At 76.4% G+C, this 23,705-nt stretch carries 23 protein-coding genes; 11 read left to right on the top strand and 12 right to left on the bottom strand.

Annotated elements, in window-relative coordinates:
- Positions 1–46: 46 nt before the first annotated feature.
- Both ABT014_RS24435 and ABT014_RS24430 read right to left on the bottom strand, forming a co-directional pair.
- Complete coding sequence (locus tag ABT014_RS24435; protein ID WP_350641206.1) at positions 47–934, bottom strand: PhzF family phenazine biosynthesis protein; 888 nt, start codon at positions 932–934, stop codon at positions 47–49.
- A gap of 58 nt (positions 935–992) precedes the next feature.
- The gene (locus ABT014_RS24430) at positions 993–2,552 is read right to left on the bottom strand and encodes an MFS transporter (RefSeq protein WP_350641205.1); all 1,560 of its coding nucleotides are present in this window, start codon (positions 2,550–2,552) and stop codon (positions 993–995) included.
- A gap of 97 nt (positions 2,553–2,649) precedes the next feature.
- Between ABT014_RS24430 and ABT014_RS24425 the strand changes: the two genes are divergently transcribed.
- Positions 2,650–3,270: a TetR/AcrR family transcriptional regulator gene (locus ABT014_RS24425; RefSeq protein ID WP_350641324.1), complete on the top strand. Its 621-nt coding sequence runs from the start codon at positions 2,650–2,652 to the stop codon at positions 3,268–3,270.
- Here the strand turns inward: ABT014_RS24425 and ABT014_RS24420 are convergent.
- Both ABT014_RS24420 and ABT014_RS24415 read right to left on the bottom strand, forming a co-directional pair.
- Entirely contained in the window at positions 3,242–3,664 is a 423-nt protein-coding gene (locus ABT014_RS24420; protein WP_350641204.1) for a VOC family protein, read from the bottom strand. The genes ABT014_RS24425 and ABT014_RS24420 overlap by 29 nt on opposite strands.
- A 76-nt stretch (positions 3,665–3,740) precedes the next feature.
- Complete coding sequence (locus tag ABT014_RS24415) at positions 3,741–4,991, bottom strand: ROK family protein (protein WP_350641203.1); 1,251 nt, start codon at positions 4,989–4,991, stop codon at positions 3,741–3,743.
- A 17-nt stretch (positions 4,992–5,008) separates the two neighbouring features.
- Here ABT014_RS24415 and ABT014_RS24410 point away from each other — a divergent pair, with 17 nt between their 5' ends.
- The 5 genes from ABT014_RS24410 (at position 5,009) to ABT014_RS24390 (ending at position 9,129) form a co-directional block, all read left to right on the top strand.
- Positions 5,009–6,307, top strand: coding sequence for an MFS transporter (locus ABT014_RS24410; protein WP_502895090.1), 1,299 nt, complete (start codon positions 5,009–5,011; stop codon positions 6,305–6,307).
- A 115-nt stretch (positions 6,308–6,422) separates the two neighbouring features.
- The gene (locus ABT014_RS24405; RefSeq protein WP_350641201.1) at positions 6,423–6,629 is read left to right on the top strand and encodes a cold-shock protein; all 207 of its coding nucleotides are present in this window, start codon (positions 6,423–6,425) and stop codon (positions 6,627–6,629) included.
- Positions 6,630–6,837: 208 nt separating this feature from the next.
- Positions 6,838–7,404, top strand: a complete 567-nt coding sequence (locus ABT014_RS24400) for a HutD/Ves family protein (RefSeq protein ID WP_350641200.1) — start codon at positions 6,838–6,840, stop codon at positions 7,402–7,404.
- Positions 7,405–7,674: 270 nt separating this feature from the next.
- The gene (locus tag ABT014_RS24395; RefSeq protein ID WP_350641199.1) at positions 7,675–8,568 is read left to right on the top strand and encodes an NAD-dependent epimerase/dehydratase family protein; all 894 of its coding nucleotides are present in this window, start codon (positions 7,675–7,677) and stop codon (positions 8,566–8,568) included.
- Between the two features lie 105 nt (positions 8,569–8,673).
- On the top strand, positions 8,674–9,129 hold the full coding sequence (locus tag ABT014_RS24390; RefSeq protein ID WP_350641198.1) for a group II truncated hemoglobin: 456 nt from the start codon (positions 8,674–8,676) through the stop codon (positions 9,127–9,129).
- Positions 9,130–9,144: 15 nt separating this feature from the next.
- Here ABT014_RS24390 and ABT014_RS24385 read toward each other — a convergent pair whose 3' ends face one another.
- The gene (locus tag ABT014_RS24385) at positions 9,145–9,891 is read right to left on the bottom strand and encodes an acyltransferase (protein ID WP_350641197.1); all 747 of its coding nucleotides are present in this window, start codon (positions 9,889–9,891) and stop codon (positions 9,145–9,147) included.
- A gap of 81 nt (positions 9,892–9,972) precedes the next feature.
- On the opposite strand from ABT014_RS24385, the gene ABT014_RS24380 reads away from it, so the two are divergent.
- Positions 9,973–10,728 (top strand): maleylpyruvate isomerase family mycothiol-dependent enzyme, encoded by a 756-nt coding sequence (locus tag ABT014_RS24380; RefSeq protein ID WP_350641196.1) that lies wholly within the window; start codon positions 9,973–9,975, stop codon positions 10,726–10,728.
- Between the two features lie 4 nt (positions 10,729–10,732).
- Here ABT014_RS24380 and ABT014_RS24375 read toward each other — a convergent pair whose 3' ends face one another.
- Entirely contained in the window at positions 10,733–11,497 is a 765-nt protein-coding gene (locus tag ABT014_RS24375; protein ID WP_350641195.1) for an enoyl-CoA hydratase family protein, read from the bottom strand.
- A 129-nt stretch (positions 11,498–11,626) separates the two neighbouring features.
- Between ABT014_RS24375 and ABT014_RS24370 the strand changes: the two genes are divergently transcribed.
- Positions 11,627–12,418 (top strand): ATP-grasp domain-containing protein, encoded by a 792-nt coding sequence (locus ABT014_RS24370; RefSeq protein WP_350641193.1) that lies wholly within the window; start codon positions 11,627–11,629, stop codon positions 12,416–12,418.
- A 433-nt stretch (positions 12,419–12,851) separates the two neighbouring features.
- Here ABT014_RS24370 and ABT014_RS24365 read toward each other — a convergent pair whose 3' ends face one another.
- Positions 12,852–14,120: an MFS transporter gene (locus ABT014_RS24365; protein ID WP_350641192.1), complete on the bottom strand. Its 1,269-nt coding sequence runs from the start codon at positions 14,118–14,120 to the stop codon at positions 12,852–12,854.
- A gap of 72 nt (positions 14,121–14,192) precedes the next feature.
- On the opposite strand from ABT014_RS24365, the gene ABT014_RS24360 reads away from it, so the two are divergent.
- Together ABT014_RS24360 and ABT014_RS24355 are read left to right on the top strand one after the other, a co-directional pair.
- Entirely contained in the window at positions 14,193–15,173 is a 981-nt protein-coding gene (locus ABT014_RS24360) for an ArsR/SmtB family transcription factor (protein WP_350641191.1), read from the top strand.
- A gap of 122 nt (positions 15,174–15,295) precedes the next feature.
- Positions 15,296–17,578, top strand: coding sequence for a glycosyl hydrolase family 18 protein (locus tag ABT014_RS24355; RefSeq protein ID WP_350641190.1), 2,283 nt, complete (start codon positions 15,296–15,298; stop codon positions 17,576–17,578).
- Between the two features lie 81 nt (positions 17,579–17,659).
- On the opposite strand, the gene ABT014_RS24350 is transcribed toward ABT014_RS24355, so the two are convergent.
- A complete protein-coding gene (locus tag ABT014_RS24350; protein WP_350641189.1) occupies positions 17,660–18,967 on the bottom strand; it encodes a geranylgeranyl reductase family protein in 1,308 nt (435 codons plus the stop codon).
- 83 nt (positions 18,968–19,050) lie between these two features.
- Positions 19,051–19,779 carry a DUF4184 family protein gene (locus ABT014_RS24345; RefSeq protein WP_350641188.1) on the bottom strand — a complete coding sequence of 243 codons (729 nt, stop codon included), beginning with the start codon at positions 19,777–19,779 and terminating at the stop codon, positions 19,051–19,053.
- Between the two features lie 66 nt (positions 19,780–19,845).
- On the opposite strand from ABT014_RS24345, the gene ABT014_RS24340 reads away from it, so the two are divergent.
- Positions 19,846–20,562 carry a hypothetical protein gene (locus ABT014_RS24340; RefSeq protein ID WP_350641186.1) on the top strand — a complete coding sequence of 239 codons (717 nt, stop codon included), beginning with the start codon at positions 19,846–19,848 and terminating at the stop codon, positions 20,560–20,562.
- A gap of 18 nt (positions 20,563–20,580) precedes the next feature.
- On the opposite strand, the gene ABT014_RS24335 is transcribed toward ABT014_RS24340, so the two are convergent.
- The 3 genes from ABT014_RS24335 to ABT014_RS24325 form a co-directional block, all read right to left on the bottom strand.
- Positions 20,581–21,636 carry an NUDIX hydrolase gene (locus tag ABT014_RS24335; RefSeq protein WP_350641184.1) on the bottom strand — a complete coding sequence of 352 codons (1,056 nt, stop codon included), beginning with the start codon at positions 21,634–21,636 and terminating at the stop codon, positions 20,581–20,583.
- Positions 21,637–21,769: 133 nt separating this feature from the next.
- Positions 21,770–23,185, bottom strand: a complete 1,416-nt coding sequence (locus tag ABT014_RS24330) for an acyl-CoA synthetase (protein ID WP_350641182.1) — start codon at positions 23,183–23,185, stop codon at positions 21,770–21,772.
- Positions 23,186–23,330: 145 nt separating this feature from the next.
- Positions 23,331–23,705 (bottom strand): electron transfer flavoprotein subunit alpha/FixB family protein (locus ABT014_RS24325; protein ID WP_350641180.1); only part of this gene is annotated, 375 nt, incomplete at its 5' end.

Below are 23,705 nucleotides of genomic sequence, written 5' to 3'. Positions count from 1 at the left end.
GCCCGACGGGGTGGGCGCGGCTACTCCCGTCGTAGTACGCGCCCGGTCATCCCGCCGCCCGGGGGCGGGGGTCGAGCGGGATCGCCACCGCCGTACCGCTGACCCGGACCCGGGGGTCGCCGGCGCGCAGCCCCACCCGCAGGATGCCGGGGCGGCCGAGGTCGTCGCCCTGGTGGAGGGTGAGCTCCGCCTCCGTCAGGCCGTGCAGCTCGCGCAGGTACGCGCCGAAGGCCGCCGCCGCCGCGCCGGTGGCCGGGTCCTCCACCACGCCGCCGACCGGGAACGGGTCGCGGACGTCGAACTCCCGCTCGCCGGTGCGGTGCACCAGCTGGAGGGTGGTCAGGTCGAGCGCGGTCATCAGCGCGGCCAGCCGCTCGAAGTCGTAGGACAGGTCGGCCAGCCGGGCCCGGGTCGCGGCCGCCAGCACCAGGTGGCGGGCGCCTGCGTAGGCGATCCGCGGCGGCAGCAGCGGGTCGAGCTCCTCCTCCTGCCAGCCGAGCGCGGCCAGTGCCTCCGTCAGGTCCTGCGGCGCGACCGGTTCGACGTGCGGTTCGACGCTGGTCAGGGTAGCCGCCAGGGTGTCGCCGGGGCCCGGCTCGACCAGGACCGGCACCGGCCCGGCGAGGGTGTCGAACAGCAGCTCCCCCGCGCCGATCCGCTCGCCGAGCGCGACGGCGGCGGCCACCGTGGCGTGCCCGCAGAACGGCACCTCCGCCTTGGGGCTGAAGTAGCGCACCGCGAACCGGCGCCCGTCCCCCGCCACCGGCAGCAGGAAGGCGGTCTCGGAGTACCCGAGTTCGGCGGCGACGGCGAGCTGGGTGGCGTCGTCGAGGCCGGTGGCGTCCAGCACCACCCCGGCCGGGTTGCCACCGGCCGGGTCGGTGGTGAAGGCGGCGTAGCGGAGTACTTCGGCGGCGGCGGTGTAGTCGTCCATGGCGGCGCCAACGCCGGGACGGCGGACGGGATTCCCGTCCGCCGCCGTCGGTCGCGGCTCAGTGCAGCGCCGGTACGGGCTGCACCGCGGCGCGCTCGTCCGCCGCGGGCTCACCGGCGCGGCGCAGCAGCAGGGCCACCAGGGCCGCCGCCAGCAGGGTGACGGCCGCGCCGCCGAGCAGGGCCAGGTGCATGCCGTCGACGAAGGCGGCCCTGGCGTGCTCGGCCACCGGCGCGGGGGCGGTGGCGGCCGCGCCGAGCGAGGAGCGGAACCGGTCGGCGAGCCCGGCGGGCACCCCGGTCAGGTCGAGGTGGCTGCGGTAGGTGGCGCTGAGCACGCTGCCGAGCACGGCGATGCCGAGCGCGCCGCCGAGTTCCCTGGAGAGGTCGTTGACGGCGGAGCCGACGTTCTGCAGGGCCCGCGGCAGGGCGTCGGTGACGGCGGTGGTGGCCGGGGTCATGGCCAGCCCCATGCCGGCCCCGAGCGGCAGCAGCCCGGCCGCGACCAGGCCGTACGGGCTGGCGCCGTCGAGTGCGGAGAGCACGGTGAAGGCGGCGGCGATCAGCAGCAGCCCGAGCACCCAGGGGCCGCGGGCGCCGAACCGGGCGGTCAGCCGCGGGGAGAGCCGGGAGACCGGGACCATCGCGGCCGCCATCGGCAGCACGCTCACGGCGGCGACCAACGCGTTGTCGCCCCGGACCAGCTGCAGGTACTGCATCACCACGAAGATGAAGCCGAAGAAGGCGAAGAACTGGAGCATGATCGAGATCGAGCCGGCCGCGAACCGGCGGTTGCGGAACAGCCGCGGGTCCAGCAGCGGGTGACGCTGCCGCAGCTCCCAGCCGACGAAGCCGGCCAGCACCACGAGCCCGAGCCCGATGCCGCCGAGGGTGGCGGGATCGCCCCAACCGCGGCCGGGCGCCTCGATCACCGAGTACACCAGCGCGGCCAGCCCGGCCGCGACCAGCAGGGCGCCGCCGGTGTCGATCCGCGGGGCGCCGGGCTCGGCGGACTCCGGCACCACCAGCAGGGTGCCGACCAGCGCGACCGCGGCGAGCAGCACGTTCAGCAGGAACACCGAGCGCCAGGACCAGAACTCCAGCAGCGTGCCGGAGGCCAGCAGGCCGACCACCGCGCTGGCGCCGGCCACGGCCGCCCAGACGCTGACCGCCCTGGTCCGCTGGGCGCGCGGGAAGGTGCTGGTGATGGTCGACAGGGTGGCGGGCATCACCAGGGCGGCGCCGACGCCCAGCACGCCGCGCAGCACGATCAGGGCGTTCGGGTCGGTGGTCAGCGCGGCCAGCCCGGATCCGGCGCCGAACACCGCCAGCCCGACGAGCAGGGCGCGGCGGCGGCCGAAGCGGTCGCCGATCGCCCCGGCCGGCAGCAGCAGGGCGGCGAACACCAGGCTGTAGGCGTCGATGATCCAGGAGAGCTGGGTCTGGTCGGCGTGGGTCTCCCGGCCGAGGTCGGGCAGCGCGACGTTGAGCGAGGCCATCGCGGCGACCACGGCGCCCAGCGCGAGGCAGCTGACGAACAGGACGGCGCCGGGCCGGACCGGCCGGTCGGGGGCGGCGGCCGCGCGGCCGGGCGGCGGTGCGGCTGGCGTGACGGGCATGGCGGGCCTTCTTCCTGGCGTCCTGGCGGCGTCCGCCGGTCGGCTCCGGCGGCACGTGACCCAGGCTGGCGAGGAGGCGGCTAGCATTTCAACCGTGATGAATAAATCCCCGGGCCGCGGGCGGCGGGCCGGCAGTCCGGACACCAAGGCGCAGATCCTCGCGGTCGCGCACCGGCGCTTCCTGGTCGAGGGCTACCACGCGGTCACGCTGCGCTCGATCGCCGCCGAGGCGGGCGTGGACGTCGCGCTGGTCAGCTACCACTTCGGCGCCAAGAAGGGCCTGTTCGGAGCGGCCCTGGCGCTGGCCGCCAACCCGGCCGAGATCCTGGTCGCCACCCTGGAGGGCGATCCGGCGACCTTCCCGCAGCGCGCGCTGCGGGCCATGCTCACCGTCTGGGACGACCCGCAGGTGGCCGCCCCGCTGCGCGCCATGCTGGGCGGCGCGGCCCAGGACGAGGCGCTGGCGGTGCTGGTCGAGCAGGTGGTGGAGCGGGAGATGATCGACAAGGTGGCGGCCCGGATCGGCGGCCCGGACGCCCACCGCAGGGCGTGCGACTTCTGCACGGTGATGGCCGGCCTGATCGTCACCCGCTGCGTGCTGCACCTGCAACCGATCGCCGCGCAGCCGGTTGATGAAATCGTCCGGCACTGGACCCCGCCGCTGCGGTACGCCCTGCGGGGGCCGGCCGCTACCCGGCGTAGTGCCGGGCCTCGATGACGTTGCCGTCCGGGTCGCGGAAGTAGCAGGAGCGCGGGGCGAGGCCGCGGGCGCCGTACAGGTCGGCCTGGTCCGGGCCGACCGGGTGCCCGCCGGCGGCGAGCCGGGCGCGCAGCGCCTCGTACTCCTCGGCGTCCATCGCCAGGCACAGGTGGTTGACCGGGTGGCCGGCGCTGCCGGGTGCGCCGAGTGCGGCGTCCAGGCCCGGGGCGCTGCGGCGCGGGGTGAGGTCCACGATGGTGGCCGGGGTGATCCGGACGCTGACGAACGGCGCCTCGCCGCGCCGGTACTCGGCCAGCCGCAGCGGCTCCAGCCCGAGCACGTCCCGGTAGAACTCCGCCGACCGGACCGGGTCCGCCACCCAGAGCACCACGTGGTCGAGCTGGTACGCCATCACGTCTCCCGCCTCGCGCCGTCCGCCACGGGGCCGCCCGGCCCGCTCCGAGCGTACGCCGCGGGCACCGCCCCGGTCAGGCCGCGGCGGCCTGCGGGTCGTCCAGGTAGGGCTCCCAGGCGAGTTCGGCGGCGCCGACCAACCCGGCGTGCCGCACCAGCGCGGGGACGATCGGCACCCGGCCGCTGCGGCCCCACAGGCAGCGGTCGGCGACCACCGCGGCGAGCCGATCGGGAGCCGCGGCCAGCAGGTCCAGGTGCAGGCCGCTGAGCACGATCCGGTCCGGGTTGAGGATGTTGACCAGCCCGGCCAGGCCCAGTCCGAGCCGGTCCACCACGTGCTCCAGCGCGGCCCGGGCGGCCGGGCCGGCCGCGGCCGAGCGAGCCAGCTCGCGGGCCTGCGCCAGCACCGGCCGGGCCGGGTCAGGGGTACGGCCGGCCGCCGCGAGCAGGGCCTCCGGGTCGGTCTCCGCGTTGAGGCAGCCGCGGTTGCCGCAGGCGCACCGGCGACCTTGCGGATCGACCGTCAGGTGGCCGACCTCCAGGGCGAGTCCGGCGCTGCCGGTGTGCAGCCGGCCGTCGATCACCAGCGCCCCGCCGACGCCGCGGTGGCCGGAGGTGACCAGCAGCAGGTGGCGGGCCTCGCGTCCGGCGCCGTGCCGGTGCTCGGCGAGGGCGGCCAGGTTGGCGTCGTTGGCGACGGCGCTGGGCAGCCCCGGGCGGGCCCGCGGGCCGAAGTCGACCCGCGCCACCTCGGCCGCGAACAGGTCGGCGACCGGGGTGCCGCTCGGCCAGGCGAAGTGCAGCGCGGCGAGCGCCGTGCCGTCCGGCTCGGTGACCGGGTTGGGCAGCGCGAGCGCGATGCCCAGGCAGCGCCGCTCGCTCTCGGCGGCCAGCCGGGCCCCGGTCTGCGCGACCGCCCGCAGCAGTCGCACCGGGTCGGTCGCGGCGGGCAGCGGCAGGTGGACCGGGTCGAGCAGGCGCCCGCCGAGGCCGGCCAGGGACACGCTGACCCCGTCGGCGTGCAGCTGGGCGGCGACCACCAGCGGGCCGTCCGGGTCGACGGCCAGCCGGTGCGAGGGCCGGCCCCGGCCGCCGCCGGCCGGCCTGGAGTCGATGGTGATCAGGCCGAGCGCCTCCAGCTCGGCGCTGACGGCGCCGGCGGTGGCCCGGGTCACCTCCAGGCGGCCGGTGAGCGCCGAGCGGGTGGGGGCCTGCCCGGTGTGGACCAGGCGCAGCGCCGGGCCGAGCAGGGTGCGTCCCCGGTCGGGGACGGGGCGGCGCCGGGGGTCGGGCGCGGCGGGCGGGCTTGTCGGTGAGTGCTGCACTCCCCTATTCTGACTTTGTGCCGCCAATAAACAAAACCACCGCCCCGTCCCGCACCCACGACCACCCGATCGGCCGCACCCCGAAGGCCCCCGACACCGCGGCGCCGGCGCCCGCGACCTGGTCCGCCGCCCGCCTCGCCCTCACCGCCTTCTTCGCCGTCGACGGCTTCCTGTTCGCCGCCTGGGTGGTCCGGATCCCGGACGTCCGCGCCCAGGTGGCGGCCTCGCACAGCGCGCTCGGCCTCGCCCTGCTGTGCGTGTCGGCCGGCGCGGTCGTCACCATGCCGCTGGTCGGCCGGCTCTGCCTGCGGTACGGCAGCCGGCCGGTGACCGTCGGCTCGCTCACCCTGCTCGCGCTCGCGGTGCCGCTGCCGGCGCACACCCACTCGGTCGCCACCCTGGGCGCCGTCCTGCTGCTGTTCGGCGCGGGCTACGGCGCCGCCAACGTCGCCATGAACAGCGCCGCCGTCGACCTGGTGGCCGAGCTGCGCCGGCCCGTGATGCCGAGCTTCCACGCCGGGTACAGCCTCGGCGGCCTGCTCGGCGCGGCGGTCGGCGGACTGCTGGCCGGCACCCTCAGCGCCGCCTGGGCGCTGGCCCTCGGCGGCCTGCTCGGCCTCGCCGTCAGCGCCGCCGCGGGCACCGTCCTGCTGCGCGCCCCCGGCGGGCGGCCGGCCCCCACCGGAGCGCCGCGCCCCCGCGCGACCGGCGGCGCCGCCCCGCGGCACGCCCGGCTGCTGGTGCTGCTGCTCGGCCTGACCGCACTGTGCACCGCGTACGGCGAGGGCGCGCTGGCCGACTGGGCGACCCTGCACCTGACCGACGACGTGCACGCGGGCGCCGGGCTCGCGGCGGCCGGCTACGCCACGTACGCGCTGGCGATGACCACCGGGCGGGTCGGCGGCACCTGGCTGTCCGTGCGGCTCGGCCAGCGCCGGCTGATGCTGCTCGGCGGACTGACCGCGGGACTGGGCATGGTGGTGGCCGCGTCCGTCCCGTCGGTGCTGGCGGTGCTCGGCGGGTTCGTGCTGGTCGGCCTGGGGCTGGCCAACCTCTTCCCGCTCGCCATCGCCGAGGCCGGGGCGGCCGGCGGCCCGCAGGGCGTGGCCACCGCCTCGACGCTCGGCTACGCCGGCATGCTGATCGGCCCGCCGGTGATCGGCTTCCTGGCCGACGCCAGCAGCCTGCCGACCGCGCTGCTGACGGTGGCGGCCACCTCCGTGCTGGCCGGACTGCTCGCGCTGGCCGTCGGCACGGGCCGCCGGAGCGCCTCGCGCGGGGCCGCGGACACGCTCCGCGACACACCGGCAGCCTGACGGGCCGAACGGCACCGCGCCAGGAGGATGGTTCCGCCCGGTCCCGGCAGCAGCGGGCTGCGACGGGCGCGTGCGCGGGGCGCACGCGGTGGCGGCGAAGGAGAAAGACGTACCGATGGCAACAGGCACCGTGAAGTGGTTCAACGCCGACAAGGGGTTCGGTTTCATCCAGCAGGACGACGGCGGCCCGGACGTGTTCGTCCACTTCTCGGCCATCCAGACGACCGGCTTCAAGTCGCTGGAGGAGGGCAACCGGGTGGAGTACTCCGTCACCCAGGGGCCGAAGGGGCCGCAGGCCGAGCAGGTCTTCCCGGTCGGCTGACACCCGGACCACCGCGTCCCGTCCCGCAGCGCGCGGGACGGGACGTTCGCGTTCCCGGGCGGCGGTGACGGACGGCCGGCCACCGGCCGCGGGTGGCGCGGGCGCCGGGGCCGGGGCCGCCGGCCGGGCCGGGCGTGGCAGGATGCGGCGCAGGGACGACGGGCAGGAACCACGGGCAGGCGCCCACGAGCAGGGACGGACCGGGCGGATGGCGATCGAGGTACTGCGGGCGGACGGGCGGGCGGCCACCCGCTGGCTGAACGGCGGCGGCGTGACCCGGGAGGTGGCCGGAGCGCCGGCCGGCTCCGGGCTGACCGACTTCGCCTGGCGGGTGAGCCTCGCGGACGTCGCCCAGGGCGGGCCGTTCTCCCGCTTCGAGGGCGTCGACCGGGTGATCACCGTGGTGGAGGGCGCCGGGATGGCGTTGACGGTGGACGGCACCGAGCACCGGATCGCGGAACCGTTCCGGCCGTTCGCGTTCGCCGGCGAGGCCGGGACCGACTGCCGGCTGCTGGCCGGACCGGTGGTCGACTTCAATGTGATGACCCGCCGGGGCCGGGCCTCGGCCGAGGTCGAGATCACCGACTTCCAGCGCGAACTGCGCGTGCCCGAGGGCGCCGAGCTGCTGCTGGTCTGCCTGGCCGGCGGCGCCGCGCTGGGCGCCGCCGACCTACGGCTGGAACGCTTCGACGCGGCCCTGCTGCCCGCCGGCACCGAGGACCTGCTCCGGGTGGACGGCGTGGCCGCCCTGGTGACGCTCCGCCGGGTCGGCTAGGTCTTCTCTTTCGGGTCTTGTCGGATCAGCGCGCGGCGGTGGGCGCCCGGCTGGGCGTGCCGGCGGAACGTCCTCGTGCTGGGTGCACTTGGGCGTTTCGCCGGTGCGTCCAGGCGAGGCTGGATGCCTGGGGGTACCTCCCGGCCGGAGGCTGGGGGAGCGTCGTGCGCCCGGCAAGATCCGAGAGAGAGGACCTGCCCCCCGGGGCCGGGGGCGACGGTCCGTTCAGCAGGGTGCCGGCCGAGGCCGGCGCAGGGAGGAGTGCGGCAGGTGCGGGTACTGGTGACGGGGGCCTTCGGGTTCGTCGGCGGGGCCGTGGTGCGGCAGTTGGCCGCGGCCGGCCATCAGGTGTGGGCGTTCGGGCGCCACGTGCGGGGTGCGCTGCCGGTGGACCGGGTCTGGACCGGCGACATCCGGGACAGCTCGGCGCTGGAACCGGCCCTGGACGGCGTCGACGCGGTCTGCCACCTGGCCGCGCTCACCCGCAGCCGGGAGTCGCTCGGCCGGCCCGAGGCGCACTGGGAGGTCAACCACGGCGGCATGGCCGCCCTGCTGGACGCGCTCGCCGCCCGACCGGGCCGCGCCCGGGTGGTGTTCGGCTCGACGGCGGCGGTCTACGGCGCACCCGAGCGCCAGCCGATCGACGAGCGGGCCGCGCCGGCGCCCGGGAACCCGTACGGCGCCTCCAAGCTGGCGGCCGAGGAGCTGCTGCACGAGCGGTCCGCCGCGGGCGGGCCGAGCGCGGTGGTGCTGCGCTGCTTCAACGCCGCCGGCACCGGGGACGTGGACGAGGCCCGGATCATCCCCAAGGCGCTGGCCGTGGCCGCCGGGCGCCACCCCTTCCTGGAGCTGAACGGCGACGGCAGCGTGGTCCGGGACTTCGTCCACGTCGAGGACGTGGCGCGGGCGTACCTGCTGGCGCTGGAGGCCGCGCCGGCGGGGCGGACGTACAACGTCGGGGCGACGCCGGCCAGCATGCGGGAGATCATCGCGACCGTCGAACGGGTGACCGGCCGGCCGGTGCCCGTGGAGCACCGCCCGGCCCAGCCGGAGGCGCCGCGGCTGGTCGCCGACACCGCGCTGATCCGCCGCGAGCTCGGCTGGCGGCCGGAGCGCTCCGACCTCGGCCAACTGATCTCCGACGCCTGGACATCGACCTCCTGACGACCGATCAGGAGCCGGCCCGCCTATGATCGGCCCGGGGCTCCGCGCCGCCGCGGGGCCCTCCCGCGACCGGTCAGCGCCGCCCGCCGGTCCGAAGGAGACCCCGTGCCCGAGCAGGCCGAGACCCTGTACCAGGCCGTCGGCGGCGCCGACGCCCTGAGCCGGCTGAGCCGGACCTTCTACGCACTCGTGCTGGCCGACCCGGTGCTGGCGCCGGTGTTCGCCGACTTCACCCCGACCCACATCGAGCACGTCGCCGTCTGGCTGGCCGAGGTGTTCGGCGGCCCGGACCGCTTCACCACCGAACTCGGCGGCCACCAGGCCCTGCTGGTCGTCCACCAGGGCCTGGCCATCACCGAGCAGCAGCGGCTGCGGTGGATGGAGCTGATGACCACCGCGGTCGAGCGGGAACTGCCGCCGGACGAGCTGCTGCGCCGACGCGTGATGGAGTACTTCGACTGGGGCACCCGGATCGCCCGCGACGTCTCCGCCGAGCCGGTCGGCCAGGACCTCGGCTCCCCGGGTCCGACCCCGCGCTGGGGCTGGCACGGCCTGGAGTGAGGCACCGCCCGCGGCCTACTCGGGGATGTGCAGGTCCCAGCCGACCAGCGCGCGCAGCTGCTCGGCGGTGACGCCCTCCGGGAGCGGCCGCGGGGCGTCGTGGCGGATCGGCGGCTGCCAGCCCTCGGCCGGCGTCCAGGAGCGGACCACCCGGGCCGGGGCGCCGGCGACCACGCTGTGGTCGGGGATCTCGCCGCGCACCACCGCGTTGGCGGCGACCACCACGTTGCGGCCGATCCGGGCCCCGGGCAGGATCACCGCGCCGGTGCCGATCCAGGAGCCGGCCCCGATCTCCACCGGCTCGTTGCGCGGCCACTGCTTGCCGATCGGCAGCTCGGTGTCGCGGTACTCGTGCGCCTGGTCGGTGATGTAGACGCCCGGGCCGGTCCAGACGTTGTCGCCGAGCACGATCGACTGGTGCCCGACCAGGTGGCTGCCGCGGCCGATCACGCAGCCGCCGCCGATCCGTACGATCGGCTCCGGCCCCAGGTCCAGCCCCGGCAGGAAGCCCGCCGAGATGGTGACCCGCTCGCCGATGATGCAGAACGGCCCGATCGCGATCGACTGCTCGTTGAAGACCGTGCCCAGCGGGAAGGCCAGCTTGCTGCCGTCGCCCAGCTCGCCGAACCGGTACGGCCCGGGCTGCTGGTTGGAGACCGCGCCGACCTCCTGCACCCAGCGCCACCCGCGGTGCACCAGCCGCCCCGCGGCCCGCCGGCCTCGCGAGCGGGCAGCGGTCAGGAGCGAACGGGTGATCGACATGTCGCCACCGTATCCGCCGGCCGCCCCCGGGCGGACGGTGGAGGGATCAACATCACACCGTCCGGCTGGCAGACTGCACCCGTGAAGATCTCCGAGCACCTCGACGCCCTGCGCCGGGACGGCGCCCTGCTGGCCGGCGTGGCCGAGCACACCGACCCCGGCGCCCCGGTCCCCACCTGTCCCGACTGGCGCCTGCGCGACCTCGTCGTCCACACCGGCCAGGTGCACCGCTGGGCCACCGCGCACGTCCGCGACGGGCTGCGCCACCCGCTGGACGAGGCCGGTACGCAGGCCGCCTGGGGCCCGGCCCCGGCCGACCACGAGCTGGCCGCCTGGTTCCGGGACGGGCACACCGCCCTGCTGGACGCCTTCGACCGGGCGCCCGAGGACCTGGACTGCTGGACCTTCCTGCCCGCCCCGTCGCCGCTCGCCTTCTGGGCGCGGCGCCAGGCCCACGAGACCGCCGTCCACCGGGCGGACGCCGAGTACGCCGCCGGGCCGACCGCCACCCCGGCCGGCCCCGAGTTCGCCGAGGACGGCCTCGCCGAGCTGCTGACCGACTTCGTGACCCGCCCGTTCGGCCGGCTGCGCAGCGAGCGGCCGCGCCGCCTGCTGGTCCGGCCCACCGACCGGCCCGCCTCCTGGGTGCTGACGATCAGCCAGGAGCCGGTGGCCACGGTCGAGGCCGACGGGCCGGCCGACTGCACGGTGGCCGGGCCCGCGAGCGACCTCTACCTGCTGCTGTGGAACCGGCTGCCGGCCGACCGGCTCCAGGTGACCGGCGACCGCTCGCTGCTCGACCTGTGGCGGCGCGACTCCGCGATCAGCTGGAGCTGACGGCTCACTCGGCCCACGGGGCCGGGCGGCGCTCCAGGAACGCCCGCATGCCCTGCTGCGCCTCGGCCGAGCCGAACAGCCGCGCGGACTGGCCGACCCGCTCCTCCGCGTCCCGCTCGAAGGAGGCCACCACCTCGGCGTTGGCCAGCCGCTTCGACTCGGCGAGCCCCTGGGGCGAGCCGAGCCGGACGGCCTCCAGCACCGACTTCAGGGCCGCCTGCGGGTCCTCGGCCGCCTCGGTGATCAGGCCGATCCGGGCCGCCTCGGCGGCGTGGAAGGTCTCACCGGTCAGGTAGTAGCGGGAGGCCGCCCGCGGGTCCAGCTTGGGGCGCAGCGGGAGCGAGATCACCGCGGGCGCCAGGCCGAGCCGGACCTCGGTGAACGCGAAGGTGGAGGCGGGCCCGGCGATCGCCAGGTCCGCCGCCCCGAGCAGGCCGAGGCCGCCGGCCCGGACGTGGCCGTCGACCACGGCGATCACCGGCTTCGGGCAGTCGACGATCGCGCGCTGGAGGTCGACCAGGCCGCGCGGGCCGACCGTCGGGTCGTCGCCGGTGGCCTCGGAGAGGTCGGCGCCCGCGCAGAACACCTTGCCGGTGTGGCCGAGCACCACGGCCCGCACCGCGGGGTCGGCGGCCGCGTCCGCCAGCCCCCGGGTCAGTTCGGCCATCAGCCGGGTGGAGAGCGCGTTGCGGTTGTGCGGGGAGTCCAGCTCCAGGGTGGTGACGGCATCGGCGGTGGTGATGCGGACGAAGGGTGCTTCGCGGGTCATCGCGGCTGCCTGCTTTCCGGCTGAGGGTGGGTCGGACGGTGGTGACTCTCGCACGAGCGGGTCGCCCCGGGCCAGGGTGGAGCGGAAAACGGCTGGTCGGCGGCGGGTCGGCTGCGGGAGCATCGGGCGATGACCGATCGACTGCTGCTGCTCGCGCCCCGGATCAACGAGACCGGCCTGCAGCTGCTCACCGCCGCCCGGCGGCGCGGCCTGCGCGCGCACTCCGCCACCCGCTGGGCGGTCCCCGAGGAACTGTCGGCCCTCCGCCCGGCCCACCTGTACGGCGGCCCGCTGTTCGCCGACACGGTCGGCCGGGAGCTGGGCATCGGGGCGCTGGAGGACCCGGCCGGCTGGCTGCCCGCGCTGCCGTACGGGCTGACCGGGCGCCGGGTCGAGTGCACGACGCTCGCCGAGGCCCGCCGGCTGCGCCGCCCCGCGTTCGTCAAGCCGCCCAACGACAAGCTGTTCCCGGCCCGGATCTACCCGGACGGCACCGGCCTGCCGGGCCCGGACGCGCTGGCGGACGACTTCCCGGTGCTGGTCAGCGACATCGTCACGTTCGAGCGGGAGTACCGGCTGTTCGTCCTGGACGGCGAGGTGCGGGCGGCCAGCCGCTACGCGGTCGACGGCCGGCTGGACGTGGCGCCGCTCGACCTGGACCCGTACCGGGCCGTGGTGCCGGCCTTCGCCGCCGAGGTGCTGGCCTGCGGCGGCCTGCCGAGCGCCGTCACCCTCGACGTCGGCCTGCTGGCGGGCGGCAACTGGGCCGTGGTCGAGGCCAACCCGGCCTGGGCCAGCGGCGGTTACGCGTGCGACCCGGAGCGCGTGCTCGACGTGGTGCTGCGCGCGGCGGGCCCGCTGGACGCGGTCGCCGCACCCGACCTGCCGTACTGCCGGCCCCCGGTCACCGTGCTGCGCTGACGCCCGCCGGCGCCGCGCCCGAGTCCTTGCACCGCCGCCGATCAGAGGTCCTCGGGCGGGGCTCCCGGCCGGACGCACCTGGGCTTGCCAGGGCCGTCCCGGGTCGGCCCCGGCCGTGACTCTCCCGGCCGGTGGCCGGCCGCCACCTCGCCGGGCGTGTCCGACCGACGCTGTCGGACCGGCCGCCCTACCCCTCGGCCGGAGTCCCGCCCCCCGGCCTCGCGTACCTGGGCTTGCCCGGCCCGTCCCCGCGTCGGCCCCGACCCTGACTCCCCCGGCCGGTGGCCGTCCGTCACCTCGCTGGGCATGTCCGGCCGACGGTGACCGACCGGCGCCCGACCCCTCGGCCGAAGTCCCGTCCCTCCCCCGGCCGTCCCGGGTCGGCCCCGGCCGGAGGCCGCCGGACGCCCGGCAGGATCCCCGCCGGACGGCGCTACGCGGCGAGGGCCGGTTCGGCGCGGCGGCCCGCCCAGCGGACGGTCGGGCCCATGGCCAGCGCGCCCGCCGTGAACAGCGCGGCGAGGATGAGCCAGCCGGCCAGGCCGTGGCCGATCACCAGCCAGGTGACCAGGGCCGGGCCGAGCATCAGGGCGACGGCCTGGCCGGTGTTGAGGACGCCCTGGTAGGCGCCGTGGGCGCCGTCGGCCGCCAGGTCGTAGCCGAGCGACCAGGTGCCGGCCTGGCCGAGCACCTCGCCGAGCGCCTGCAGGCCGACGCCCGCCACCACCAGCAGCGCGGCGGCGGCCGCGGGCACCGCGTGGGCGAGCGCCAGCACCCCGCAGGAGCAGGCCGTGAGCAGCCCGCCGCGGCGGAACGCCCGGGCGGCCGCCGAGGGCCGGTCGACACCGCGGGCGGCGCGTACCTGGAGGGCGATCACCAGCGCGGTGTTGACCAGCATCGAGCCGGCGACCATCGCGCGCGGCGCCTCGGTCTGCTGGACGACCCACAGCGGCACCCCGACCTCCAGCATCGCGAACTGCAGGGTGAGCACGCCGTTCAGCGCGCTGACGGCCAGGAACGGCAGGTTGCGCAGCGCCGGGTTGGGGCCGGCGGGCCCGGCCGGACCGCCCTCGGCGGTGGCCCGGGGGCGGTCCGGGACCAGGACCGCGAACAGGACCGCGACCACGGCGAACGAGGCCGAGTCGGTGATCAGCGCGGCCAGGTAGGCGTCCCGGGTGTCGGCCTGCAGGACGAGGGCGGCGAGGCAGGCCCCGACGGCGATCCCGACGTTGGTGACCGAGCGCAGGTAGGCCCGGGAGGCGACCCGGTCGGCGGGCGGCAGCACCTCGGCGTACAGGGCGGCGCGCACCGCGTTGGCACCGCGGTCGGCGGCGGCGACCACGCAGGCCAGCGGGACGAACTGGGCGTAGCCGTGGATGGTCGCGTACCCGGCGGTGCCGAGCGCCTGGACGCAGACCAGGGCGATCAGCACCGGTCGGGCGCCCCACCGGTCGGCGGCCCGGCCGGCGGGCACGCCGGCGAGGACCCCGCAGAGGCCGGCCGCGGTGAGGCCGAGGCCGACCTGCGCGGCGCCGAACCCGAGCATCCGGGTGAACCACAACACACCGAGGGTCATCGACAGGCCGCTGCCGACGGTGTTCACGAGGACGATCGCGCTGAGCCGGCGGACCAGCGGATCGGGGTGCAGCAGGCGGGCGGGCAGGGCGAGGAGGCCGGTCGGGCCGGTGTTGCTGGTGCTCATGGCATGATCAGAGCGCAGCGTGGGCGGCCGGAACAGCGATTTAGCCCCGGTCTGAAACCTGGGGGGGGTCGTGTGCACCGTTTCCGGCTCGGCCTGGCCGATCTGGCCGACGCCTCCTTCGCCTGCTCCCCGCTCCAGGAGGCGGTGCTGAGCCTGCAGATGTGGACCAGGCCGGAGCGCCATCCCCGTCAGCGGCCCTGGTTCGAGGAGATGCGCCCGGCCTTCGAGCGCCTGGACGGCACGCTGCTGCGCTCACTGGTCGCCGACAACGGGTACGTGCCGGACTTCCTCACCCCGCGCCCGGCGGTGCCGTTCCCGGACGTCCGGGCGGAGCTGGCCGAGGTGCGGGCCCTGCCGCCCGGGGAGCTGGCCGGCCAGCTGGCCCGGACCTTCGCCCCGGGGAACCTGCCCGTTCCCGGGCCGCTGGCCGCCGGCCTGGCCGATCCGGCCCGGCTGCTCGGGCGGATCGCCGACGAGCTGGCGGCGTACTGGGAGGAGTGCCTGCGCCCGGCCTGGTGGCCGCAGGCCCGTTCGGTGCTGCACGCCGACATCGTGCACCGCTCCCGGGTGCTGGCGGAGCGCGGCGCGGCGGCGGTCTTCCGGGACCTGGACGGCCGCCTGCTCTGGGAGGAGGGGGTGCTGACCATCCGCCGGAGCTGCCGGCACGGCGACGTGGAGGTCGAGGTGGGGCGGCGCGGCCTGGTCTTCCTGCCGACCTGTTTCGCCCGCGGCGCGATCACCTCGATCAGCGACCACCACCCGCCGGCCATCACCTACCCGGCCCGCGGGCTGGCCACCCTGGGCGGCCCGGTGCGGCCGCCGTCCGTACCGCAGGCGCTGGAACTGCTGGTCGGCGGCCCGAAGGCGCGGCTGCTGGCGCTGCTGGCGGAGCCGTGTTCGACCACCGAGCTGGCCCGCCGGCTCGGCGTCACCCCGGGCGCGGTCAGCCAGCACCTGGCGGTGCTGTCGGCCACCCGGCTGGTGACCCGGGCCCGGCACGGCCGGATGGTGCTGTACGCGCGCAGCCCGCTCGGCGACCGGCTGTGCGAATGACCTGCTGAACATCAACTCCGTTGCCCTGACGCCCTGTTGACGATGTGGTCCAGACCACCTACGGTGTGCTTGGCTCCCCGGCACCCCTGTACGGAATCCCCCACACCACACAGGGAGTACCGATGCTCGTCCGGTTGAGGCACCGCGCCAGAGGCAGGGTCCTGGCCCTGCTGGCTTCGCTCGTCCTACCGCTCGCCCTGCTCGCCGCCACCCCCGCGCACGCGGCGGGGAAGCTCACCGCCGCCTTCACCAGCGCCGACAACGGCTCCTGGTGGAAGGGCACCTTCGTGGTGCGCAACGACAACGCGGCCGCCGTCACCGGCTGGACGCTGGAGTTCGACCTGCCCGCCGGGGTCACCCTCGCCAGCAGCTACAACGGCACCGCGACGGTCAGCGGCCGCCACGTCACCGCCGTCAACGCCTACTACAACGCGACCGTGCAGCCGCACGCCAGCACCGAGCCGTACAGCTTCTGGTTCGTGGCCACCGGCCCGATCGCGACGCCCGCCAACTGCCGGATCAACGGCGACAAGTGCGACGGCAGCGCGGACCTGCCGCCCGGCGCGCCCGGCACGCCGCAGCTGACCGGCGCCACCGCGCACACCCTGGCGCTGAGCTGGCCGGCCGCCACCCCCGGCGACTTCCCGGTCGCCTCCTACGAGGTGCTCTCCGGCGCCACCGTGCTGGCCACCTCCGCCACCACCGCGGTCACCGTCACCGGCCTGACCCCGGCGACCGCCTACAGCCTGGCGGTCCGGGCCAGGGACAGCCGGGGCAACCCCGGCCCCACCGGCCCCGTGCTCGCCGCCCGCACGGTCGACCCGGCCACCGACCCGACACCGCCGACCGCCCCCGGCGCGCTCCGCTCCACCGCCGTCACCAGCAACAGCGTCACGCTGGCGTGGAACCCCGCCACCGACAACCAGGGCGTGGCCGCCTACGACCTCTACCAGGACGGCGCCCTGGTGCAGACCGTCACCGGCACCGCCGCGACCGCCACCGGCCTGTCCCCCGCGACCGCGTACACCTTCACGGTCCGGGCCCGGGACGCCGCCGACAACGCCTCCCCCGCCTCCGCGCCGCTCACCGTCACCACCGGCGACCTGGCCGGGGCCGGCAAGTACACCCGGGTCGGCTACTTCGCCCAGTGGGGCATCTACGGCCGCCAGTACTTCGTCAAGAACCTCGACACCTCGGGCAGCGCGGCCAAGCTGGACGTGATCAACTACGCCTTCGAGAACATCGACCCGGTCAACCTGACCTGCCTGGCCGGCGTCACCAAGGGCACCACCGCCGACCCGCAGGACCCGGACCAGGGGACGGGAGCGGGCGACGCGGACGCCGACTACGCCCGGCCGTTCAGCGCCGCCCAGTCCGTGGACGGGGTGGCCGACGACGGCTGGGGCAAGCTGCGCGGCAACTTCAACCAGCTGAAGAAGCTCAAGGCCAAGTACCCCGACCTCAAGGTGGTGGTCTCGCTCGGCGGCTGGACCTACTCCAAGTACTTCTCCGACGCTGCGGCCACCGACGCCTCCCGGCAGAAGTTCGTCAAGTCCTGCGTGGACACCTGGATCAAGGGCAACCTGCCCGCGTACGGCGGCGCCGGCGGCGACGGGGTGGCCGCCGGGATCTTCGACGGGATCGACCTCGACTGGGAGTGGCCCGGCTCCCCCGACGGGCACGCCGGCAACCACTGGTCGGCGAACGACAAGGACAACCTGACCCTGCTGCTGGCCGAGTTCCGCCGCCAGCTCGACGCCCTCGGCGGCCCGCACAAGCTGCTCACCGCGTTCACCCCGGCCGACCCGACCAAGATCGGCCAGGGCTGGGACCTCTCGAAGATCTTCAAGTCGCTGGACGTGGCCAACATCCAGGGCTACGACTTCCACGGCGCCGGCAGCGACAACTCCTGGGAGCCGAACCGCACCGGCCACCAGGCCAACCTCTACACCGACGCCCAGGACCCGTACGGCTTCCACTTCAGCGTCGACGGCGCCGTGCAGACCTACCTGGGCGCCGGGGTCAACCCGCGCAAGCTCACCATCGGCTTCCCGTTCTACGGCCGCGGCTGGCAGGGCGTCACCGACGGCGGTGCGAGCGGCGAGTGGCAGGCGGCCACGGGCGCGGCACCGGGCCAGTTCGCCGAGGAGGCGGGTACCCGCGGCTACCAGAACCTGATCACCGGCGTGCCCAACCTCACCGTCCACCACGACACCCAGTCGGTCTCGACCTACGCCTACACCGGCGCCGGCGGGCAGTGGTGGACCTTCGACGACCCGTGGGCGATCGGCCAGAAGACCGCCTACCTGAAGTCGAAGAACCTGCTCGGCGCGATGATCTGGGAGATGTCGGGCGACACCCCGACCGGGACCCTGATCTCCGCGCTCGACACCGGCCTCAAGTAGCCGGTCGACCGCCGGGCGGGGTGTGCCGGTCACCCGACACCCCGCCCGGCGGCCGGCTCAGCAGTCGGCTCGGCCGCCGGCTCAGCGGCCGGCGATCGAGGCCAGCTTCCGGGCGGCCCGGTGGTCGCGCATCACCTCGGCGAAGGTGGTGTGCCCCTGGGTCGCCCGGGCGAACGCCCGCCAGGCGGCACCGATCAGGCAGACCGCCGCGTGGAAGACCTCCGGACGGCGCTCGAAGGCCGCCAGCATCACCTTCCCCGCGCGCATCTCCACGCCCAGTCCTGCCTTGATCGCGAAGGCGTAGTTGAGCCCCTGGCGCCGCACGTCCGCGCCGCCCTCCGCCTCGGCCACCTTGACCGCCCACTCGCCCGCCAGCCGGCCCGAGCGCAGCGCGTACGAGATGCCCTCGCGGGTCCACGGCTCCAGCAGGCCGGCGGCGTCACCGGCCACCAGCACCCGGCCGCGGGACAGCGGCGAGTCCTCGGCCCGGCAGCGGGTCAGGTGGCCGGACTCGACGCTCGGGGTGAACCCTGACAGGCCCAGCCGGCGGATGTAGTCGGCGAGGTACTCCTTGGTCCGCTCGCCGTCGCCGCGGGCGGAGATCACACCGACCGTCAGGGTGCCGGAGTCGGTCTTCGGGAACACCCAGCCGTACGAACCCGGCAGCGGCCCCCAGTCCAGGTGGATCCGGCCGGCCCAGGCCCGGGACACCGACTCCGGGACCGGGATCTCGGCCTCCAGGCCCAGGTCGATCTGGTCGAAGTCGACCCCGACGTGACGGCCGATCCGGCTGGCCGAGCCGTCCGCGCCGACCACCGAGCGGGCCTCCACCCGGCGCCCGTCCGCCGTGGTGACGACCACCGTGCGGCCGTCCTCGGCGCCCTGCTCGACACCGGTGACCGTGACACCGGTGACCAGCACCGCGCCGGCCTGCTCGGCGGACTGGGTCAGCCGCAGGTCGAACTCGTCCCGGTTGACCAGCCCGAAGAGCATCCGGCGGGAGCGGCGGGTGCGGGTGTACCGGCCGTCCAGCGCGAAGGTGACGGCGTGGATGCGGTCCTGGAGCGGCAGCTTGAAGTCCGCCGGGAGGTTGTCCCGGGAGAAACCGATGATGCCGCCGCCGCAGGTCTTGTAGCGGGGGTGCTCGGCCTTGTCGAGCAGCAGCACCCGCCGCCCCTGCGTGGCGGCGGCGTACGCGGCGGAGGAGCCCGCCGGGCCCGCTCCGACCACCACCACGTCCCAGACGCCGGCCAGCGGGTCCGGCCCGGCCTCCTCGGGGTCGACCGCCGCCCCGGCCGCCGGAACGGCCTCGGGAAGGGTCGCGGAATCGGGGTCGGAGTCGGTGAAGTCCATCGGATCCTGGCCAAGCGAGCTACCGGTATCTGTCACGTCGGCCAATGGTAGACGCCCCGGCCGCCACGGCTCGCGGCGGCGGCGCCACCAGGCCTTTCGAGCCGCTCCGCTGACGCCCCCTACGCTCCCCGCACACCCGCCCGCCGCAGCAGCAGCGACCACCCCGCCAGACCCACCGCCGCCCCCGCCCCGGCGCCGAAGCAGAACTCGTCGACCGGCGGGCGCTGACGCCGCGCCAGCCGGTGCGCCGCCCCGGCGGCCGCCGCCGCTGCCACCACCCACCGCGCCGCGCCGGGCCCCGGCCGCGCGCCGGCAGCCGGGGCGGCCACCACGCGCAGGCGCGGGGCCAGCACCGCCAGCCCGGCCAGCGAGCTGCCGTACTGCAGCGCCCGGTACACCGGTACGCCCGCGACCGTCCGCCCGAGCACCGGCAGCGCCCGCACGCCGGCCCGGCCCCGGTGGGTGAAGGAGTCCCAGCACAGATGGCTCGCGGCGCCGACGGCGGCCGAGACCGCGAACCGGACCGGCCCGCCCGCGGGACGGCCCGCCGCGCTCCCGGACACCCACCCCGCCCGCCCCGGCAGCAGCTCGGCCACCGCCGGCCGCCACAGCCCCCGCCAGAGCGCCACCGAGACCGCCGCCAGCGCCACGTCCAGCGTCGGCACCGCCCACCACCGGTGCGCGACATCGCCGTACCGGTGGACCCCGGGCAGCAGCGAATCCGCGAAGAACGGCAGGTCAGGCGCCATCGACCCGGCCACCAAGCCCGCCGCGACCAGCGGCCCGCGGGCCCGGGCACCGTCCAGCAGCGCGAGCACGGCGGCCGGGTGGCTGAAGGTGAACGGCATGTGTCCATCCTGCCCCTCGCCCAGGCGGCCGCATCCGCTGTCGGTGGTGCTCGCTACGCTGCGGCCATGACCTCCTACCACCGGCGCTACGCCGCGGGCGAGCACGAAGCCGTCTGGGCGGAGCTGCGCGCGCTCGGGCCGGTGGGCGACCCGCTGCGCGAGGACGTGGCGGCGGTCGCCGAGCTGACCATGCACCGGGCCGAGCGGCACCTCGACCGGATCGAGGAGCAGCTGGCCGGGCTCGGCTTCGCCGCCGCCTGGCAGGTCCGCGAGCGGCCCACCCTCGAGTGCCTGGCCGACCTCGACCGGCTCGCCGCGGCGATCGGCCCGCTGCCGGCCGCGTACGAGGCCGGGCTGCGGGTGCTCGGCGGGGTCTCCTTCGTCGGCGACTGCCCCGCCCTCGGGCTCGGCCACCGCCGGCCCGCCGGCGCACCCGTCTACCCCGATCCGCTCTGGCTGCCGTCGGTGCCGTCGCTGCGCGAGGAGTGGGACGACTACCGGGCGGACACCGCGGAGTACCCGGACCTCGCCGCCGACGGCTTCTACCAGGGCGCGCCGGACGAGCCGCACCAGGCCAAGGTCAGCGGCGCCAGCTTCGACCTGGCCCTGCCGGACGGCTGCGCCGATCCGGTGGTGGACGGGGTCCACGGGCGGCCGGGGATCACCCTGGTCCAGTACCTGCGCACCTCCGTCGCCTGGGGCGGCTTCCCCGGCTGGTCCTTCGCCCCGCCCCGGGCGGTGCCGCCCGCGCTGGCCGCGCTCCGGGCCCACCCGGATTTCTGAGCCGGGGCCGCACCCGGCTCAGCCCGCGGGGGCGACCGCCGCCGCCGGGATCCCGGCCTCCAGGTAGCGCAGCCGGCCCTCGGCGCGCGCCTCCAGCGCGCCGACCAGCCGGCGGTGACGGTGCGGCGGCAGCAGCCCGGCCGCCTCGTCCGCGGTGACGAACCGCCAGCCGCGCAGCTCGTCCCGGGGCAGCCGGATCCGGGCCCGGGCGGCCTCGTCCAGCCGGCCGCCGTCGAACATCAGCCGCAGGCCGCCGCGCCGCGGGCCGGTGCAGGGCTCCCAGTCGACCGCCAGCAGCCGCAGCGCCTCTCCGTCCAGCCGCAGGCCCAGCTCCTCCTCGGTCTCCCGCAGCGCGGCGTCGCTGGGCGCCTCGCCGCGCTCCACGACCCCGCCGGGGAACTCCCAGGACGGCTTGTACACCGGGTCGACCAGCAGCACCCGGTCCTGCTCGTCGAAGAACAGCACGGCGGCGGCCACCGTGTCCCCGGTGGCGTCGTCGCTGCGCACGATCGGGCAGCGGGCCTCGCCGCCCTCGACCAGCTCGGCGAGGCGCTCGGCGGTCCGGCGCGGGGTGAGTCCGTCGGTGTCGAGCAGCTGGGCGTCGCGGCCGAGCCACCGTCTGGCCTGCCGGTAGTGCGGGAGGTGCTCCAGCCGCCACTGCCGGACCCGCGCGCTGCGCTCCGGGTGGCCCGGGTACTCGTCCGCGGACTCGATGCGGTCGCGCAGGATCGTTTCCGCAGGGTCCAGCACGATGTGGTGCACCGCGAGCCCGCGGGTGGCCAGCGCACCGAAGATCTCGTCCCGGTAGTCCTCCCGGAGCAGGGTCATCGGGACCACCAGCGGCCCGGGCACCTCGGCCAGCAGCGCCGCCGCGACCTCGGGCACCAGCCGGCGCCAGGAGGGCAGGTCCTGGAAGTCGGACACCGGAGCCAGCCGGTCCGCCGGCAGCATGCCGCGCAGCCCGGCCCCGACCTGCTCGGGGTCGAACAGCAGGCTCCCCGGCAGCAGCTCCACCAGCTCGCGGCAGGCGGTGGTCTTGCCGGCCCCGAACGGGCCATTGACCCAGACGATCACTGTCTCCCCTGTCGTCGGCCGGCCCGGGCGCGACCGCGCCGGGGCCCCGGCGCCGCGCCGTCGGGCCGCCGCGCCACCCGAGGTGGTACCCGCCGACGCCCGGTCCCCATGCCTGACACCCCGGCGGTGCTCGCTACACCGGCCCGGAGGCGGACTCCAGCAGCTGCTTCTTCAGCACCTTGCCCATCGCGTTGCGCGGCAGCTCCGCCACCAGCACCACCCGCCGGGGGCGCTTGTGGACGGACAGCCGTTCGGCCACGAAGGCCGTCAACTGCTCGCCGGTGACGGCGCCGTCGGCGATCACGTACGCCACCACGGCCTGGCCGAGGTCGCTGTCGGGCGCGCCGACCACGGCGGCGTCGGCGACCGCCGGGTGGTCGCGCAGGGCCGCCTCCACCTCGCCGGCGCCGATCCGGTAGCCGCCGCTCTTGATCAGGTCGACCGAGGCGCGGCCGACGATCCGGTGGAAGCCGTCCGGGCCGATCACGGCGACGTCCCCGGTGCGGAACCAGCCGTCCGCGGTCCAGGACTCGGCGTCGGCGTCCGGGCGGTTGAGGTAGCCGGAGAACAGCGTCGGCCCGGCCACCTGCAGCTCGCCCACGCTCTCGCCGTCGGCCGGCACCGGGGCCCCGTCCTCGCCCACCAGCCGGGTGCGGACGCCGTCCACCGGCAGGCCGACGCTGCCCGGACGGCGCTCGCCGGCCGCCCGGGTGGAGACGGTGATCAGCGACTCGGTCATCCCGTACCGCTCGATCGGTGCCCGGCCGGTCAGCGCGGCCAGCCGCTCGAACACCGGCACCGGCAGCGGGGCGCTGCCGGAGACCAGCAGCCGGGCGGCGGCCAGCTCGCGGGCCGCCGCCTCGTCGGCGGCGACCCGGGACCAGACCGTCGGGACCCCGAAGTACAGGCTGCCGCCCGCACCGGCGTACGCCGCCGGGGTGGGGCGCCCGGTGTGCACCAGCCGGCTGCCGGTGCGCAGCGCGCCCAGCACACCGAGCACCAGACCGTGCACGTGGAACAGCGGCAGCCCGTGCACCAGCGTGTCCTCGGCGGTCCACTGCCAGGCGGCGGCCAGCGCGTCCAGGTCCGCGGCGACGGCCGCGCGGGACAGCAGCGCGCCCTTCGGCGCCCCCGTGGTCCCGGAGGTGTAGAGCACGAAGGCCGGGCGCTCGGCGGCGGGTTCGGGCGTGCCGGGCTCCGCGCGCGCCGCCAGGTCCACCGGCAGCGCCTCGATGTCCTCGGCCCGCTCGCCCGGGCCCACCGCGAGCAGGCTCGCGCCGGAGTCCCGCAGGATGTGCCCGCGCTCCTTGGGCCCGGAGTCCGGCGCCAGCGGCACCACCGGCACCCCGGCCAGCAGGCCGCCGACCACGGCCACCACCGTCTCGGGCGTCGGCCGCGCGAGCACCGCCAGCGCGGGCGCACCGGCCACCCGGCGGGCCACCACCGCGGCCGCGCCGAGCAGTTGCTCGCGCGACAGCGCCCGGCCGTCGATCACCAGCGCGTCGGCGGCGTCGCCGAAGCCGCCCTCAAGTGCCGTCAGCAGTCCCATGCCCGGGAGCCTACCGGCGGCCCGCCCGCCCGTGGCGGGATCACCGTGGGCCCGTCCGGCGGGCGCGGCCCCGGCCTGCTCCGGGTACGCCGAAGGGCGCGGTCCCCGGTGGGTGCCGCGCCCTTCGTCCAGCCCTGTGCGGTGATCAGCCCTTGCGGGACTTGACCTCGTCGGTGAGTTGGGGGAGGACGGTGAAGAGGTCTCCGACGACGCCGTAGTCGACGAGTTCGAAGATGGGGGCTTCGGGGTCCTTGTTGACGGCGACGATGGTCTTGGAGGTCTGCATGCCGGCGCGGTGCTGGATGGCGCCGGAGATGCCGGCGGCGACGTAGAGCTGGGGGGAGACCTGCTTGCCGGTCTGGCCGACCTGGTTGCTGTGGGGGTACCAGCCGGCGTCGACGGCGGCGCGGGAGGCGCCGACGGCGGCGCCGAGTGCGTCGGCGAGGTCCTCGACGACGCCGAAGCCTTCCTTGGCGCCGACGCCGCGGCCGCCGGAGACGACGATGGCGGCCTCGGTGAG

The sequence above is a fragment of the Kitasatospora sp. NPDC094015 genome (genome assembly GCF_040304075.1).
In the GTDB taxonomy this organism is placed as follows: Bacteria; Actinomycetota; Actinomycetes; order Streptomycetales; family Streptomycetaceae; genus Kitasatospora.
Note: the sequence above shows the minus strand (reverse complement) of the source record. Positions and strands in the feature narration are given on the sequence as shown.